Source organism: Bacillus sp. MRMR6 (assembly GCF_001940785.1).
Classification (GTDB): Bacteria; Bacillota; Bacilli; order Bacillales; family Cytobacillaceae; genus Neobacillus.
In genome coordinates, this window is the sequence record NZ_MSLS01000057.1 from 1 (window position 1) to 15,891 (window position 15,891).

General features: G+C 35.0%; 17 protein-coding genes and 1 pseudogene. 4 read left to right on the forward strand and 14 right to left on the reverse strand.

The genetic code is table 11. The features are described from left to right. A partial coding sequence (locus tag BTR25_RS25950; RefSeq protein WP_175596730.1) for an ATP-binding protein occupies positions 1–262 on the forward strand: 262 nt, incomplete at its 5' end. A gap of 209 nt (positions 263–471) precedes the next feature. Here BTR25_RS25950 and BTR25_RS25955 read toward each other — a convergent pair. Further along, positions 472–1,002, reverse strand: coding sequence for a GrpB family protein (locus BTR25_RS25955; protein ID WP_075690854.1), 531 nt, complete (start codon positions 1,000–1,002; stop codon positions 472–474). Positions 1,003–1,344: 342 nt separating this feature from the next. Here BTR25_RS25955 and BTR25_RS25960 point away from each other — a divergent pair, with 342 nt between their 5' ends. Beyond that, positions 1,345–2,562, forward strand: a complete 1,218-nt coding sequence (locus tag BTR25_RS25960) for an IS110 family RNA-guided transposase (protein WP_075690855.1) — start codon at positions 1,345–1,347, stop codon at positions 2,560–2,562. A 206-nt stretch (positions 2,563–2,768) separates the two neighbouring features. On the opposite strand, the gene BTR25_RS25965 is transcribed toward BTR25_RS25960, so the two are convergent. The 8 genes and pseudogenes from BTR25_RS25965 to BTR25_RS26000 form a co-directional block, all read right to left on the reverse strand. Next, entirely contained in the window at positions 2,769–3,119 is a 351-nt protein-coding gene (locus BTR25_RS25965; RefSeq protein WP_075690869.1) for a short-chain dehydrogenase, read from the reverse strand. 105 nt (positions 3,120–3,224) lie between these two features. Then, positions 3,225–3,728 (reverse strand): annotated as a pseudogene (locus BTR25_RS25970) (DUF2716 domain-containing protein). Positions 3,729–3,994: 266 nt separating this feature from the next. Then, complete coding sequence (locus BTR25_RS25975; RefSeq protein ID WP_075690856.1) at positions 3,995–4,438, reverse strand: DUF2283 domain-containing protein; 444 nt, start codon at positions 4,436–4,438, stop codon at positions 3,995–3,997. Between the two features lie 154 nt (positions 4,439–4,592). Further along, entirely contained in the window at positions 4,593–4,994 is a 402-nt protein-coding gene (locus BTR25_RS25980; RefSeq protein WP_075690857.1) for a hypothetical protein, read from the reverse strand. Positions 4,995–5,199: 205 nt separating this feature from the next. Next, entirely contained in the window at positions 5,200–5,838 is a 639-nt protein-coding gene (locus tag BTR25_RS25985; RefSeq protein WP_075690858.1) for a hypothetical protein, read from the reverse strand. A gap of 483 nt (positions 5,839–6,321) precedes the next feature. Next, a complete protein-coding gene (locus BTR25_RS25990; RefSeq protein WP_075690859.1) occupies positions 6,322–6,762 on the reverse strand; it encodes a hypothetical protein in 441 nt (146 codons plus the stop codon). A gap of 82 nt (positions 6,763–6,844) precedes the next feature. Continuing rightward, positions 6,845–7,126 (reverse strand): colicin immunity domain-containing protein, encoded by a 282-nt coding sequence (locus BTR25_RS25995; RefSeq protein WP_075690860.1) that lies wholly within the window; start codon positions 7,124–7,126, stop codon positions 6,845–6,847. 225 nt (positions 7,127–7,351) lie between these two features. Further along, positions 7,352–7,906, reverse strand: coding sequence for a DUF3231 family protein (locus BTR25_RS26000; protein WP_075690861.1), 555 nt, complete (start codon positions 7,904–7,906; stop codon positions 7,352–7,354). Positions 7,907–8,083: 177 nt separating this feature from the next. Here BTR25_RS26000 and BTR25_RS26005 point away from each other — a divergent pair, with 177 nt between their 5' ends. Then, on the forward strand, positions 8,084–9,322 hold the full coding sequence (locus tag BTR25_RS26005; RefSeq protein WP_075690862.1) for an IS110 family RNA-guided transposase: 1,239 nt from the start codon (positions 8,084–8,086) through the stop codon (positions 9,320–9,322). A gap of 186 nt (positions 9,323–9,508) precedes the next feature. On the opposite strand, the gene BTR25_RS26010 is transcribed toward BTR25_RS26005, so the two are convergent. The 5 genes from BTR25_RS26010 to BTR25_RS26030 all read right to left on the reverse strand — a co-directional run bounded on the left by BTR25_RS26010 (position 9,509) and on the right by BTR25_RS26030 (position 13,581). After that, on the reverse strand, positions 9,509–9,973 hold the full coding sequence (locus BTR25_RS26010) for a hypothetical protein (protein ID WP_075690863.1): 465 nt from the start codon (positions 9,971–9,973) through the stop codon (positions 9,509–9,511). Between the two features lie 198 nt (positions 9,974–10,171). Beyond that, the gene (locus BTR25_RS26015; protein WP_075690864.1) at positions 10,172–11,011 is read right to left on the reverse strand and encodes a hypothetical protein; all 840 of its coding nucleotides are present in this window, start codon (positions 11,009–11,011) and stop codon (positions 10,172–10,174) included. A gap of 300 nt (positions 11,012–11,311) precedes the next feature. Further along, on the reverse strand, positions 11,312–12,478 hold the full coding sequence (locus BTR25_RS28585; RefSeq protein WP_075690865.1) for an SEC-C metal-binding domain-containing protein: 1,167 nt from the start codon (positions 12,476–12,478) through the stop codon (positions 11,312–11,314). Between the two features lie 313 nt (positions 12,479–12,791). After that, positions 12,792–12,977, reverse strand: a complete 186-nt coding sequence (locus BTR25_RS26025; RefSeq protein WP_075690866.1) for a Fur-regulated basic protein FbpA — start codon at positions 12,975–12,977, stop codon at positions 12,792–12,794. A gap of 415 nt (positions 12,978–13,392) precedes the next feature. Further along, positions 13,393–13,581: a hypothetical protein gene (locus BTR25_RS26030; protein ID WP_075690867.1), complete on the reverse strand. Its 189-nt coding sequence runs from the start codon at positions 13,579–13,581 to the stop codon at positions 13,393–13,395. A 316-nt stretch (positions 13,582–13,897) separates the two neighbouring features. On the opposite strand from BTR25_RS26030, the gene BTR25_RS26035 reads away from it, so the two are divergent. Then, entirely contained in the window at positions 13,898–15,586 is a 1,689-nt protein-coding gene (locus BTR25_RS26035; protein ID WP_075690868.1) for a putative bifunctional diguanylate cyclase/phosphodiesterase, read from the forward strand. Positions 15,587–15,891: the final 305 nt, after the last annotated feature.

Sequence of the window (15,891 nt, forward strand, 5' to 3'; positions counted from 1 at the left end):
CTTAATGTATATGGCAATGGACCAAAGAGAGGCTAACCTTTTCTTTCATTTAATTAACCATCTATATGAACGAAGTTCAATTATCTTGACCTCAAATAAAGGCCCAGAAGAATGGGGTGAATTAATGGGAGATCAAGGCATTACTACAGCTATATTGGACCGTTTACTACATAGGGTAGAAGTTATACAGCTTAATGATAATGACAGTTATAGAATTAAGCATCGTGCAACCATTTTCGATATGGAAAGTGTTCAAAATTAATTAGCAAAAAGTGTTCAAAACTACTTGACGGTTACACAAGTAAACTAAATAATATAAGTTCATAAAAAAGAAATTTAAAATAATGCATTTTAGCTACACCTCTTATCTAAAATGTAACCCAATCCTTATTGAACTAACCTGGCCGTAAGCACAATAAGAAAAAAAGCCACCAAATGGCAGCTGGATTCTCAACTCTTGCACCCGTTAATTTAATAATAAAATCTTCTCTGTGACACCCATTCTTTCGCTTTATCGGCTATTTCATTAACGAACTGCTGCTTTCCATCTTGATACTTGTGATGGTCGTAAGGAAACTGTTTCGCTAAGTTTATTTTCAACTCTCCATACTTTTTGGCTTCAGAAGGGTTCTTTATCAAGTATTCTTTAAAATCTAAGTGAGTTTTAATTTGTTCACTTCCGACTTTAAAGATATGTAAATGATGTGTTCTATTATCTTTTCCTTTAGTAAAATATCTTCTTCCAGAAATCCCATTTTCACCTCTCGGTTCATACCCTAATGCCCGCATTTCATCATTGAATAAATCAACTTTTTGAATATTCTTAACAACAATCAAAATATCTATTATCGGCTTTGCGTAACCTATTGTTGGTATAGAGGTACTTCCAATATGAAAAATATTAATTAATTCATCTTTAAATACTTCTTTTAATATTTCCTCTTYTTTCCTGTATGATTTTTCCCAGTCTTCAGTCCAAGGAAGTATTTTGGTTGTTCTCAAAAGAATCCCCCCTTTTTTAATTTATTCACTTATATTCTATAACCTTTTTGTGCTTCTTGTTAAGCAATTCTCACCCGTTAGCCATCCATGAATCGCCAAAAACCGGCTCTTCACCACAAAGAATGAAAATGTATTGAATCCGTCCATACTTGTTCTAAGGCTGGGAGAGGAAGGTCGATGAACTATGGTGCCATAGAGAGAGCCCATCCGTTAGTCTGACTCCAACGACCACGGTGCACCACAAACTGTCGCTCCCTTACGGGAAGCACTCATGGTAGATTAATCCTAATTCTGATTGTTGCACCAGCCCCCAATTTTCAAGCCTAGAAAGGAAGATTTTCAATGGATGTAATCATTGAAAGAGCATGTGGTTTGGATGTCCATAAGGACAATATCACTGCTTGTATTTTGACTTCAAAAGGAAAGGAGATTCAAACATTTTCTACTAAAACAGTTTTTCTATTAAAGTTATTGGACTGGATCAAAGAGAATAATTGTACGCACGTAGCTATGGAAAGCACCAGTGTTTATTGGAAACCTATTGTTAACTTATTAGAGTCCGAAGGAATCGAGTTTTTAGTAGTGAACGCCCAACACATGAAGGCTCTTCCCGGACGCAAAACGGATGTTAAGGATGCGGAATGGATTGCCCAACTTCTTCGCCATGGACTACTTAAAGCTAGTTTCATACCAGATCGGAACCAACGAGAACTGCGGGAACTTGTTCGCTATCGCCGTAGTATCATTGAAGAACGCGCCAGACAACACAATCGGATTCAAAAGGTTTTAGAAGGAGCCAATATCAAACTAGGCTCTGTTGTATCTGACATTATGGGCGTTTCATCAAAGGATATGCTTCGAGCAATCGCAGATGGTGAGGATGATCCTGAAAAACTAGCAAACTTCGCTCGACGTACAATGAAGAAGAAAAAAGAAGAACTTGAATTGGCTCTTCAAGGCTATGTTAACCCACACCAACGTCTAATGTTGAAAACCATATTAACTCACATTGATTTTCTAAGTGAGCAAATTGAAATGTTGGATCAAGAGATAGCTCAAAGAGTAAGTTCTTATCAGGAAGATATAGAACGACTCGATTCCATTCCTGGTATCGCCACAAGAATGGCTGAACAAATCTTAGCCGAAATTGGGACGGATGTAGGAAATCAATTCCCCACTGCCGCTCATCTATGTTCATGGGCTGCCTTGGTCCCTGGACACAATGAGAGCGCAGGTAAAAGGAAATCTAGCAGATCTAAAAAGGGAAATAAGTATTTAAGATCTGCATTAACAGAAGCAGCTCAATCAGTAAGAGGGTCAAAAAACTATCTGGGTGCACTGTATAGACGGACAGCTGGTCGAAAAGGAAAGAAAAAGGCAGCCATTGTAGTCGCCCATGCGATGTTGCGAATCGCATATTACCTTCTAACACGAAAAGAAATGTATGTTGACTTAGGTGAAGATTATTTCGATAAACAAAAACAAGTTTCTATTGTACGCCATTCAGTTCGAAGACTAGAAAACTTAGGTTACACTGTGACAATTACCGAAGCATCCTAATCCATTATTCATAGTCCATAAACACCCTTATCAGGCGCTCCGCTCTTTTTTAAAAAATGATTGAGCTGCGTCTATTTAAGTATTGCCATTTTCCGGATCTCACAGAAGTTAATTTTCATGGTAGTTCAAGAAAAAAGCCGGTTGGATTGGTAGCCGATCTTTAAGAAAAGCACCCGTTAGCTTAAGTACATTCCTTCACAAAAGGATTATATTCCAAAGTGTATCATGTATTTATTTTCCTCTTTAGCCTTTATTATTTTAGAAGCTAACTGATTAAGTTCAGCAGAATTTTTATATATCGTTGAAGATATAACCACTTCATAAAACAATGATAAAGATTCAGGTGGAATAATTGTAATTCCCCAGTAAGCTAACCCAAACTCTGGGCGTTCTAGCGAATGAAAGTAGGGTCTCATAATAGATAAATGCTCATTTAAGTGATTAATAATTTCATCATCAACAGAAATACAATTATATTTTTGTGGTTCATAACCAATATTTCTTTTCACATTTTCAATATTATCAATTATTCCAAATTCATGAACAGGCATTATTATCGACCTCCCGATACACATAGTATGATGCTTATTGCACTAAATTGAATTATTTAGTCCAATAATAAAAGCCGCCAAGATGGCAGCTGTACTTCAATAAGAAAATGATTAACCAAACCGTAAAATAGTATTAAGCATTGTAGGCTTGTTTTTTTCAAAGGCTTGGATTAGTTGCTTTCCGAATAAAGTAATCGTCTCCTCCCAGGGGTGACCTAAAAAGCCCCAGTTAAAGTCTTTTTGTATAAAGAAGTAATAATCCCCATCAGGGAGAATAGGGATTATCCACTCATTTAATTCGTATCTTGGAAAGTCTTAAAAGGGATTAACCCAATAACAAGGATGTTGCCAGTCTAAAGCATAAAAATATTCTTTATCATTTGTTAATTCTTGGAAGGCAAACAATGATTTCTCTTCAAGGTCTTTATAAATCTCTTCATATTTATCTAACTTTCCTGACCAATTTAGATAAGCTGATATATCATATGTAATGAATGGACTTGGCACAATAAACGACGGGAGTTTAGAAATGCTTGGTTTGAATTGAAATTCATTTATTACATTTTTCCATACAGCATCCTCTTCTGATTCAGACAGTTCAATCCAATTATTAATATTAATCCCTCCAAAAACACCCTTCTTTATAAGGATAATTATACCATTCTTTCTTCAACTAAACTGCCCGATATATACAGTATGAACTTCTACCGTATTCAACGTAAGTAATGATACAAAAATGACCCAATTTCTATCTTTGCTTACACATTATATACAGGTATTTTTTATAGTATTCAACGTATTCAAAGATATGGAAGTAAACATGTCTTAACAGGGGGAGGATACGCCCTTGAAGTTTAGTGTGGAAGTGTACTCCTTCCACACTAAACTTCAAGGCTAGTAAGCGAAAGCGCGGTAGGGATGAAAGATAGACTAGTTGCCTGATGAGGGGGCTGCTTAATCCCAGGATTAATAGTTCCCAAAGAAGTATCTGAAAAATGAAATACTATTGATTCAACATCAGGATGAGAAATAGATCTTCTTGTTATTTCATCATTCAGTCTGAAAGAATAATAAGTCTTTCCATCAGTAGTAACTTCCTTTTTAAAAATGTGTACTTTATCAGCAATATGTTCAATTTTCCTTGCAGTTTCTCCTTCTAACTCTATACCAACAATCGGGACTTCTTCTCCAAAATCTAACATTATATCATCGTTTTCTGGAAGTTCTTCCGTATAAGCAATTTTATATTTAGATGGTTCACTAAAGTAAATATAGCCCATCTCTGCATCCTTATCATAAGTAATCTGATTTCCTATGTAGCCCATAAGATCAATCCTCCAAAGCTTATTCTTGTTCTCGTTCTATGCCAAAATTATATCATTTTCTTGTTCAACTCCCCGTTAGCACAATAAGAAAATGCGACACTTCCGTTATTGAAGTATCGCACCCGTTCGTAACAAACTTGAGAGCAGCAGGTCACTAATATTTAACGAATGTGGTAACGCTTCGTTTTGATGCAATAGTTCGTCTTGAAAGCTCTTCTTTCCATTTCTTTGAGTCTAATTGATATTCACCGTATTGATCTTTGTAAGTTTTTTTAAAGATATTAATTGTTCTGGACTCTTCTGGATAATTATCTGATAAGGGATAACCCAGTCGTCCTTCCTCAAATATATATAGTTCTACAACGTCCCCTATTTCCATAAATGAATCCAAGAATGTAATAAATTCAATATCTTCACCTCCAAGTTCATAAACATAAGGGAGGGTAAACGGCAAACTTTCCTTATACGCTTCACCATTTAGAAATGGATAATTATTTTCACTTGTGTGATATTCAGGAATAGGTTTTAATGTAGCGATAAAATAATGAGCTGTCATTGAAAAATCCCCTTCATCAATACAATATTCTGATTAAGCAACCCATCATAAGTATAACCTTGAATAATATCAATGTTAATATTCACCTAACGTCTTCTTCAACCTGCTTCATTAGCACAAGAAGCGACTGCTCTTATTGAGCAATCGCACCCGTTAGCTAAATACCTATTCATATTTATTTCATTTAACCTCTTATATTGTGCCCTTATTTTAATGTCATTCCCCATTCTCTTTCCCAACTACGTAATAAAACATATCGCTGTATTCCCTTTGTATTCAAAAGAGCGTTGCGTGCATGAATAAATGCATCTTCTTTCCGATTCTCTTTAATCAAAAGTTCTGTTGTTAATGCTTCCCTCATCCACATTTTCGGATTTTGTTTAATATATGACCGAGCACCTTCAAAATCATTAATCAAAATCGAACGGGCTGCTTGGTAATAGAGCGTAAACGCTGACTTTCTCATACCGCTTAACAACTTTTCCATTTCTTCTGTTCGTTGGTGAAAATAGGCATGAATTAATTGGTGCTGTTTCTTTATACTAGGCAGGTGAAAACCTTGATTGATTTTTCTAATGGACTCGTCTACATCTTTTTCAATTCCATTAGCAAGCCCATAATAAAATCTGTAAAAAGGATTTTTTTTATTTTTTAAAAGAATTTGTTCTATTTTTTCCACATCACCTATTCCCCAATATAATCGGAATATCGGAAATACAAGGAAGTATGCAACAATGATAATGACGAAAAAGGAAACAAGAGGTTCAGGAAAGTCTAAAAAACCCCCAATAAAGGAAATTACGAATCCAAAAATCATCGCATATACAAATGATAACCAATTCATTTTTTTCTCCTTTTATTTTGTCTTTTCTAACTAAACTGCCCGTTAGCTGAACAAGAAAAAAGCAACCCCGTTCTTCAACTATTGCACTCGTTAGCCATCCATGCAGCGCAAAATCAGCGCTGCACCACAGAGAATGAAAATAGTCCCAGCAGTCTATACTGTTTTAATGCTGGCGAAGAAGGTCTTTGAACTATGGTGCCTTTGAGCCCATCCGTTAGTCTGACTCCAACGACCACGGTGTACCACCGACTGTCGCGCCCTTTAGGGGTAGCACTCATGGGAGATTAATCCTTTTTCTGGTTGTTGCGCCAGCTTTAACTGATTTCATTTTAAGTAGAAAGATTTCACAAGTCGATTTATCAGCCAATCTTATATACATTCCTTCAAGAGGCTCAGCCTTTTTTAAAAATTGGTTTTTCTGGGTCTATTTTTTTATGCCCTTTTTCAATTTTTATTTTCATGGGAGTTCAGTAAGAAATGATTTTAATACTCAACTATATGTAGCCATTGACCATCAGGACCAAAGGTTATGTGAGGGATTTTATTTGATTCAAATATTTTATAAATATCAATATTTTTCTTGTTTATGTTATTTAAATGTTGGGATACATCGAATTCTGAAAAGACTAAAAATCCTATCGTTGAAGACCGTAAATAAAATTCATATATATATTGTTTTGTCCTATCCTTTACAAATCCTAAAAACCCTATGGTTCTTGGGAAAATGCGTTTCAAAGGGAATGGAATCTTATTTATTAAAATAAAATCATTTGACAGTTCATTGAATAGTTCTTTATCCCATTCAGGAATAATTGCATAAATATAACAGTCTTGCTTATAAATGCTATTGATTATACCAACAAACTCCTGTTCATCAATTTCCTCATCAAGCAATATTTCCCTTACCTTCGGAACGCTTTCCACTCAAATCACCCCTTTGTAATTATACAATTAGATTGGAGCGTTTTCCTTCTTCCACTAACCTGCCCCGTTAGCTGAAGAAAGACTAGCGATTATCCAACATTTTATTTAGTTTAATTAACGCTTCGTTTACTTCTTTTCTTAGTTGTTGTTCAGAAATTTCAAAGGCAGTTTCTTGACCTGGAAGACACTCGTGCCAGTAACAGTCTGCTGCCTCAAATACCCCATTTAGAATCTCAAATTGAGTCTTATACATTCGGTCATTCCATTCATTAAACTTTCTCAGATATTGTGTCTGAAATTCATCGGCTGACATTTTTTCATCAAGGAATTTCTCCATTAATTCTTTATATTTTTTTTCTAACATTTTTACCTCCTCTTCATAGACCAGTGACATAAATTACAACGAGTATAGCATTTTTTCGTTAAATTTACCTGTTCCATAGCAAGAAAAAGGACCGCCGCAGCGACCGTCATCTTTAACCATTGCACCCTATAGTTTAAGTGCAATTCTTCACAATCCTCAATATTCTTTAAAATTTAATATCCACTGGAAAGTAAAAAACCAACTTTAAACATCTGAGTTGGTTTTTTACTTGTGTGGATAACCAGGGGGATAGTAGTATGGTGGAACTTTAAGCCACCCTCGTTTACGCATTAGTGTTTTTAAAGTTGCCCCAAACATGACCCATTCTAAAAAAAATTTAGTCCATATTATACCCACATCATTACGAACTGCATCAGCTTGCCCTTTAGCACATCCTTGTGAACATGTTACTAACTTAAAAGCTGCACCATTTGTAATTTCTTCATCCGTAAACTTAACCCCTAAAGGAACTCCATATGGGTCTGAATTTGGTTTTGATGATGTAACGTCTGGTAAAGGAATCCCTTCCTTTTTCATAAATGTACTTAATCTTTTTACATGTGATTCACATATTTTAATTAAATCCGTTAGCATTTCTTTGACTTCATCATCAGTAGTTGTGTTTATTCCGATTTCCTCGTAACGAATAAATTCTTCTACCAAAGTTAAATACTTCCAACAGTCTCCAACTTCAATCACATGCAAGGGAGATTTAGGTTCATTTGTAGAATCGAATGATATTTTTAGCATGTTAAATATGGCTTCAAATGGATTAGGCATTTTTTTTGCCTCCTTATTCTTTTATGATTTCCTTGTATGATGAAAAAATGTAAAACATGTTTAATTAACTGACCGTTAGTTCAAAAAGAAAAGGGATTGCCGCAGCAGTCCCAATCTTAAACTCTTGCTACCCGTTACTTTAAGTGTACTCCTTCACAATCAGGAGGAGATTTTATTATGAATCCAGTCATTGGTCTGGATGTTTCAAAAGGTGAAAGTCAGGTTCAAGCATTTTTAGATAAAGGCAAACCATATCGTAAGAGCTTTAGTATCAAACACAATACTGAAGGTTTAGGTAGTTTATTAGAGTTCCTTCAAGATGTAGAGAGTTCAGCTGGTGGTCATCAACCTTCGGTCGTTTTGGAATCAACTGGACACTACCATTTTCCAGTAATTCAATTTCTTGAGGAGAAAAATTATGTTTATATTGTTGTTAATCCTCTAATCTCACATAGAGCCAAGAGTTCAAGTTTGCGGAAGGTAAAAACAGATGCAGTTGATGCTTATCACCTTTGCGAGCTGTTTTATAAAGAGGAGTTAGAGCCTTATAAAAAACGTGGTATACAACTCTTAAACCTTCGTAATCTAACGAGACAACAGGAAAGTATTGCAGAAATATCAGCAAAAACGAAGATACAGCTCCACTCTCTAATAGACCAGGTATTTCCTGAGTATAGGGGTGTTTTTGGAAGCTTGTATTCGAAAGTATCATTGCTTACTCTACTCGCATTTCCAACTTCTGAAGCTGTCCTGAGTGTGAATGAAAAAGAATTAGCTGAGAAAATCACTTCGCTATGTAAAAGTCGATCTGATATATGGGCAGGCGAAAGAGCACAGAAATTAAGAGAAGCAGCCCTTCGTAACCCGTTTCAAAACAACTTATACCATAGTCATATTTTCAACCTTGAAATGTTAGTTAAGATTGTTCTTCAATACCAAGAGCATCTATCTAAGATTGAGGATGAAATAGATGCTCTCGCTAAAGAAATTGAAGAATATGAAATCCTCCAATCTATCCCTGGAATCGGAGAAAAAATCGCTGCAACGATTATTTCTGAAATTGGGGAGATAGATCCGTTTAATGGTGCCAAGAAGTTAGTTGCATTCGCTGGAATAGATCCTAGTGTATACTCTTCTGGAAAGTTTACTGCATCCGTAAATCGAATTACCAAACGTGGCTCATGTAGACTTCGCCATGCCCTGTATATGGCTGTTCAAAGTGGTATTCGGGATGCCCGTAAAAAGAAGACGACTGATGAGATCATTCCACGGAATAGAAGACTACGAGAATTTTACGATAAGAAACGAGAAGAAGGAAAACCCTTCAGAGTAGCGATCATTGCCTGTGCAAATAAGCTCTTACATTGGATATACGCATTATTAAAAAGCAGATCTACTTTCCAAGATATAGAATAAAAACTATATCTAACTAAATACAACAAAACCTTCCAAAAAGAGCATAACGGAAGGTTATTTGGCATGAACATTTTTAGTATACCATGAGGTTATTAAACTTTTTATTGAAAAATGTTGACAAACTATTAGCTGGTTTACTTGAAGAAGAGAACCTTTTACCTTTCAGCCCAGTGTCCTTAAAAATAATCACCGTTTATAATACGGAACGCACTTTTCTAAAAGTAATTGGAATCCGTAAATTATAAAAGAAAAACTAAAATAGGTTAGGAAAATATGCTTAGCTTTAAAATTTACTAACTTATATACCTTTAATTTTTGAAACACATAATTTAACGGATAAGCAAGAAGGAAATCCATTACAAAATTAATTCCAATAAATTGCTTAAATTTCCCAAATGTGAGATGAAAAATCCACAAAGTCCCTGCAAAGAATGAACCAAATACATAAACGAAATCATTAAGGACTTTGGTTGTCTTGTTCCCCTTAACAACCCAAAATTTATATGGTATTGATAAAGCACAGACACTTAAAACAAGTACGGATGTAAAGATAGTAACCGGTAAATATTTATAAAATGACTTTTTGGGTAAAAAAATAAGCGAACTACCAGAAATTAAGAGCAATCCTAACCGAATTAATGCAGGAACCATTTTTACACCCCTTTCCTCAAATTATTATTTGTAATACATGTCAATTTATTCAATTAGTTTCCCTATCATAAATGCAGTATTTTCTGGAACTAACCTTCTTCGTTAGCACAAGAAGAAAGCTGCCATAATGACAGCTTGAACATTAACTCTTGCAACCGTTTTGTGGAACAAGAACATCTTTCTAAAGTGCAAGTGATTTTATTCGTACTTTTTAATCCACTTTTTTAACAGGAATGCCATTAAATGAGGGGCAATTCTTGCTGGAAAAAGATATACCCAATAGCTCCCTTTTACTTTTAAGATATTTATTTTATTAAAAAAAGAGTCGCTGATTAAAGTTATTAAAATGGGGAGAATCCTTTTCCATTTTTTCTTCTGCTCCAAAAAATAAGTTGTTATAAGGGTCTCAACAACGGTGTAAATCTTTACAAAAGTGTAGTGATAATACCAAGGCTGTGTAGTAAATACTACAGGTTGATATTTGAACTTTTTAAACACAGAAAGTAAAAATAACAAATTCATATAAGTTACATGAAACACATTGTTTAAAGTCAGTTTTAAAATTAATTTGTTCCCGTTCCTAATACCGTTATACCAAGCATCACTTATAAAAAAATAGCTAAAAATTAGTATTGAAGTATAAGTTGTACGCCACCAATTATTTTTGTATATATTTAATTTTAAAAACCACCTCTCAATTAATGCAAAATAAATAGTAAACAATAACTTTATGCTCCATCCTAAGTCAAAAGTTGAAATAAAAATTGCAGCCGAGGGAACAAATAACCCTTGAGACAAAACAGAGCCAAATGAATTATCTTGTTCTTTGTTTTTTAGAATGTTTGTTTTATATTTATATGCTTTCAATATATACAGTGGATATTCAAAATGAAAAGTTAATCCAACTATAGATAAAAATGTGAGGAAAATCTCTCTTCTGTTTTTCTTTTTACAAAAAACATAAAACAACAGAAAGCTATGTAAAAAAATAAGTCCTAAATAATAAAATTTGTTACTGTGATTATTTTTCTTAAACACAATCGTCCCCTTTGTTGAATACAAAATTTATATAAAAATATGCCCAATTTATTAGGGCAATATGAATTTTAATCAAAATCTTAATTGTAAACCTGCCTCATTAGTTTGAGTGAATCTTTTTACAAAGTCACCTGAAAATGAACTATTTTATGCACAGTATTAGCCTACTACACATCTAATGGAAGCATGAGAACCGTCCCCATGTACTTTGTTAAATCCTGAAGATATAGGCAAATAAATAACCCCTACCTCTCCTTGCTAGGAAAGATAGGAGTTACCTCAATAGCGTGTTTTGGTTATTTATTTTTTTCCACAACATTTTTTATATTTTTTCCCGCTGCCACAAGGACATGGATCATTACGGCCGACCTTCGTTTCGTTTCGAACAGGAGCTAGTGAGAGAGCATTCTCCGTTTTGCTTCCATTTCTAAAGTCTAACTCCCTTTCCAAAGCCACTTGTCTCCAATCATCTAGTTCAGGATGCTCTAATCCTAAAATCGAAAAGTAGCTATAGACAGTCTGTTCAATATCAACAAGACCAGAAGAATATTCCAGCTTCATATGTTCTTTCATTTCAGGTAGTGCCTCTTCTGAAAGCTGATGACAAAGTGCTTCGATTAGGATATCTTGATGATTGAGTTCTTTTGCAGACCGATATGCTTCTCTTAATACCTCGACCGCAAAGTCTGATTTAATGTTTTCAACAATTGAAGCGGCATAAATAATAGAATGATCTTTCTTAAGATAAGGAGCCACTTCCTTTACCACCTCATCCGATTGGAAACGGGTTAAGGTTGCTGATACTTCTTCTAACAAATTGTCGTCATCGCTTTCCAATAAGCTAACCACTAAGGGGATATATCTTTCCAGTTTTAGCAAACCAATCATATAGACTGTTAAAATTCCATTAAAAGAAAAGCAATTATCCTCTAACTCCTCTTTTAGCACTAGGTTAATTTCATCCTCTGTCACCCAGCCCTTTTTAACCAGACAGGCAGCAATTTTTTTGGCTTTTATGTAGAAATCCTGTTGTTTAGAACCTGGCCGCTCAAGATCATTCAATACCTGTCCATATTCCGAGTAAACCTCTTCTTCCTTCCCATGTAACAACCGTTCATAGAGGGACCACGTTTCCTTTGATAGATATTTATGGAGCTCTTCCTTATATTTCAGTGCAAGTTCCGGTTCAATCCGGTGGACCAAATTCACTGCTAAATGACGTTTGGTAGCCTCCATTAAAGGAATATTCTTTATTAATATCTTAACAGCTTCTTCATTGAAGGTTTGATTTTCAACATAGATGAAGATGGATAGTTGTTTGTCCTCGTTTCTAAATGCTTCTTTTACTAGTTCATTGGTCCATTCTTCTGGAACATGCGGATAATCGTGCAGGGCATGTATCACTACATCTTGGATTAAAATATCATCACTAATCAAATGCGGTTTAATCTTTTCTAAAAATGTCATTAACTATTCCTCACATTCTTCATATTACCATCATCTTGATTTTACTTTATTGCCGTCTCAAAGTAAAAAACGATACGATTCAGGTGAAATAGCTTTAATGCAAGGCATTCTATACAAAAACATACTATTTTTAGGAAAAAAGCTTCAGTCCCCCGCCCGTTTTAAGCACTACCGTCGTGGGGGACTGGCCCTATAGCAGCTTTTTTCGCAAAATAAAAACACCTACAAACATTGATATGTCAACATTTGTGGGTGTCTTACCGTTTCTTAAGTGAACCTAATTTTACTTAGAGATAATTGAAACTATTATATTTTATACCCACTGAATAGACCCAAACTCACCATGTGGATGGTTTTGTAATTTATATTTTTTATACTCATCGTTTAATTTCGACAGTGGCAGCTCATAAAGCTTTTGATCTTCTTTAAGAAATACGTTTAAAAATACTAATTTATTGATAAGTTTTTGTCGCTTTTTTTCATCATTATTATATCTCATCAGAGCCACTCCTTTAGAATTTCAGACACCTTCGGAAAAAATACTACTCAATATCCGTATGATTAATTTATTTATTAATTAGCTTATTTGTATTATAAACTTATTATTCCTACCTGTAAAGTATGAATTAAAAATTCCAGCTGCCCGAATGCCGTGAAATGGAGAAAGATTGATAACTTATTTCCGAATTTAAACGATAAATAAAGAAAAAAGGTAAATCTTCCTTATAAATTGGGAAGATTTAACTTCAATATGATAAAGTAATTTTTTTATTGTGTTTTGTGCTTTCGTTCCTACGGCTATCTACAAACAAGAACCCTCTAAAATATAAAAAGAACTTTACTATTGGAAAGTAAAGTTCTTATAAATTATTCTAATGTACTATTCGTCCCTTGAATGGATGAGCTAGAAATCCCTAAGTAACTCTAATTCTCCCAATTCTCCTATTTGGATTACGGATTTTTATAGTTGTTGCTCTTTGGGACATAGGATTACCCGGAAATGATATGAGGCCGGCCTTAAATAGGACATATCCGATAAAGGTAGTAAGGATCGTACTTCCGATTAGAAACCAGATGAATCTTCTGCCAACATTACGTAACATGTTTTCACCTCTTTAAGCTCTCATTGATGATACATATGATGAAAACATCCTTTATATGTCATGTCGACTCTGCCTTCCTTCCTGCCCGAGATACTGAAAAAAGTGCCATGCAGCCCCTCCAAATCATTTCAAGGTACAGGAATGAGTTCATCGGGTCAGTCCCCCACTTCTGTAAAACTTTACAGTGCCGGAGGACTGACACCAAACTACACGAGAAAAGAATTTCGGATATCAAATAGAACAGTCATAATCACTTCCTATTTTAGGAAAGCTAAACAGTAACAATTATACTTGTTCTCCATAAAGGGTGATAAACATGCATGAAAAGATCTCATTACAAACAGAGGATCTTATCCGACTGATCAATCATATGGATGTAGCAGTGTGGATTATCAATATCCAAAACAGTAAGGCCTTTTTCTCAGAAGGTTTTAGTAAGATATTTGGCCGATCTCCGGAGGAATTTTACTTAGACGAGGGGCTATGGGAAAAGACTATACATCCGGAAGATATATCAGTTGTTCAAAAACGGAAATCAGAAAAACAAAAGGGAGAAGTTACCATTGATGAGTATCGGATTATTACTCCAAAAGGAGATGTTCGTTGGGTACAAGATCGCGGCATTCCTTACCAAGATAAAGATGGGAAAAGTATCTATATTGGAATCATCTTAGACATTACGGAACGAAAAGTGACCGATGAGAAAATTATATACTTAGCCTATCACGATGATTTAACCGGCTTACCAAATCGTAAGTTTTTCAATGAGCATCTCGCCACGACGATCAAGAAGGCTTCATTGAACGATAAACTCACCCTCCTCTTTATTGATTTAGATCAGTTTAAATATGTGAATGATTCACTTGGCCACAATATTGGTGATCAGCTACTAAATGAAGTAGGGAAACGAATCAGAAATTGCGTACGTAATAAAGACATGGTAGCCCGCCATGCTGGGGATGAGTTTATTATATTATTAGAAAATGTTTCTAAGCATGAGAGTGACGATATCGCAGATAGAATACTTTCCTCACTGGCGGCTCCCTTTTTCATAAAAGAACATGAAATTTTCATCAGTGCTAGTATTGGTATTAGCATCTATCCAACGGACGGCCGTGACTCTGCAACCTTAATAAAAAATGCGGATGTGGCTATGTACAATGCTAAGGATTACGGTAAAAATAATTATAAATACTATTCCTTAGACATTGAAAACTCAAATCATCGCAAAATTTCTATTATCAATGGCCTACATAAAGCACTTGAAAATAAAGAATTTGAGTTATATTATCAACCGAAAATCATCACCTCCTCTCAGTCAGTCTATGGAGTAGAAGCATTATTAAGATGGAATCATCCGAAACATGGACCGATTTCACCTGCAGAGTTTATTCCTATAGCTGAAGAAACGGGAATGATTATTCCAATAGGGGAATGGGTTTTGCAGGAGGCTTGTAAGAATTACAAGGAGTGGGAATTACAAGGTATAGCCCCTCAATCTTTGTGTATCAATCTCTCACCAAGACAGCTCAGGGACCCCCAACTACTAAATAAAATTAAGCTCATTCTAGAAGAACATCATTTTATAGCTCAACATTTAGAAATAGAAATTACGGAAAGTGTGGCGATCGATAACTTCGAAGACACTATTTCAAAACTAAATCAGATCAGGGAAACTGGGATTAAAGTAGCATTGGATGATTTCGGAACAGGCTACTCCTCCCTCAATTATTTAAGACAATTCCCTATTGATGCTTTGAAAATTGATCGTACCTTCATCAATGAGGTTATGGTAAATTCGCAAACAGCCGCTATTGTAAAATCAATCATCAGCATTGCCCATAGTTTACAGCTGCCCGTCATTGCGGAAGGAGTGGAAACAGAAGAACAATTCAACTTCCTTTACGATTTAGACTGCGACTTTCTTCAAGGCTACTTCATTAGCCCACCTGTACCCATGTCTAAAATAGAAGATATTCTCAGAAAAAATACAAGCCCTAGATAGTTGCATAGGGACGGTTCTTAAAGCGGACAATCGGAAGTTTTGCGCGTAAAAAGGCACAACTAGCGTTAATGAGCTAGTTGTGCCTTTGATGATTTTTATGCAGAAGATCATAGCGCAAAATTTTTGATTGCCAGAGAAGAATGAAGTCGCGGCCCTCGCTAATGAACTAAAATATGGTAACCCCACCAAAAATAAATTTTTATTCGTTGAAGGATTTTTTCAATTTACGTCGTATTGGGAATTCAATCCGATACCTATTTTTCATACATTTTTATACAAGTGTTCGCAACTATTATACAGTATAT

Excerpts from the sequence above, each read along its gene's own strand:
- BTR25_RS26030 (WP_075690867.1), bottom strand. The coding sequence starts at position 13,581 with ATGTTACGTAATGTTGGCAGAAGATTCATCTGGTTTCTAATCGGAAGT.
- BTR25_RS26010 (WP_075690863.1), bottom strand. The coding sequence starts at position 9,973 with ATGGTTCCTGCATTAATTCGGTTAGGATTGCTCTTAATTTCTGGTAGT.
- BTR25_RS25980 (WP_075690857.1), bottom strand. The coding sequence starts at position 4,994 with ATGACAGCTCATTATTTTATCGCTACATTAAAACCTATTCCTGAATAT.
- BTR25_RS28585 (WP_075690865.1), bottom strand. The coding sequence starts at position 12,478 with ATGACATTTTTAGAAAAGATTAAACCGCATTTGATTAGTGATGATATT.
- BTR25_RS26025 (WP_075690866.1), bottom strand. The coding sequence starts at position 12,977 with ATGAGATATAATAATGATGAAAAAAAGCGACAAAAACTTATCAATAAA.
- BTR25_RS26005 (WP_075690862.1), top strand. The coding sequence starts at position 8,084 with ATGAATCCAGTCATTGGTCTGGATGTTTCAAAAGGTGAAAGTCAGGTT.
- BTR25_RS26000 (WP_075690861.1), bottom strand. The coding sequence starts at position 7,906 with ATGCCTAATCCATTTGAAGCCATATTTAACATGCTAAAAATATCATTC.
- BTR25_RS25975 (WP_075690856.1), bottom strand. The coding sequence starts at position 4,438 with ATGGGCTACATAGGAAATCAGATTACTTATGATAAGGATGCAGAGATG.
- BTR25_RS25960 (WP_075690855.1), top strand. The coding sequence starts at position 1,345 with ATGGATGTAATCATTGAAAGAGCATGTGGTTTGGATGTCCATAAGGAC.
- BTR25_RS25995 (WP_075690860.1), bottom strand. The coding sequence starts at position 7,126 with ATGTTAGAAAAAAAATATAAAGAATTAATGGAGAAATTCCTTGATGAA.
- BTR25_RS25985 (WP_075690858.1), bottom strand. The coding sequence starts at position 5,838 with ATGAATTGGTTATCATTTGTATATGCGATGATTTTTGGATTCGTAATT.
- BTR25_RS26035 (WP_075690868.1), top strand. The coding sequence starts at position 13,898 with ATGCATGAAAAGATCTCATTACAAACAGAGGATCTTATCCGACTGATC.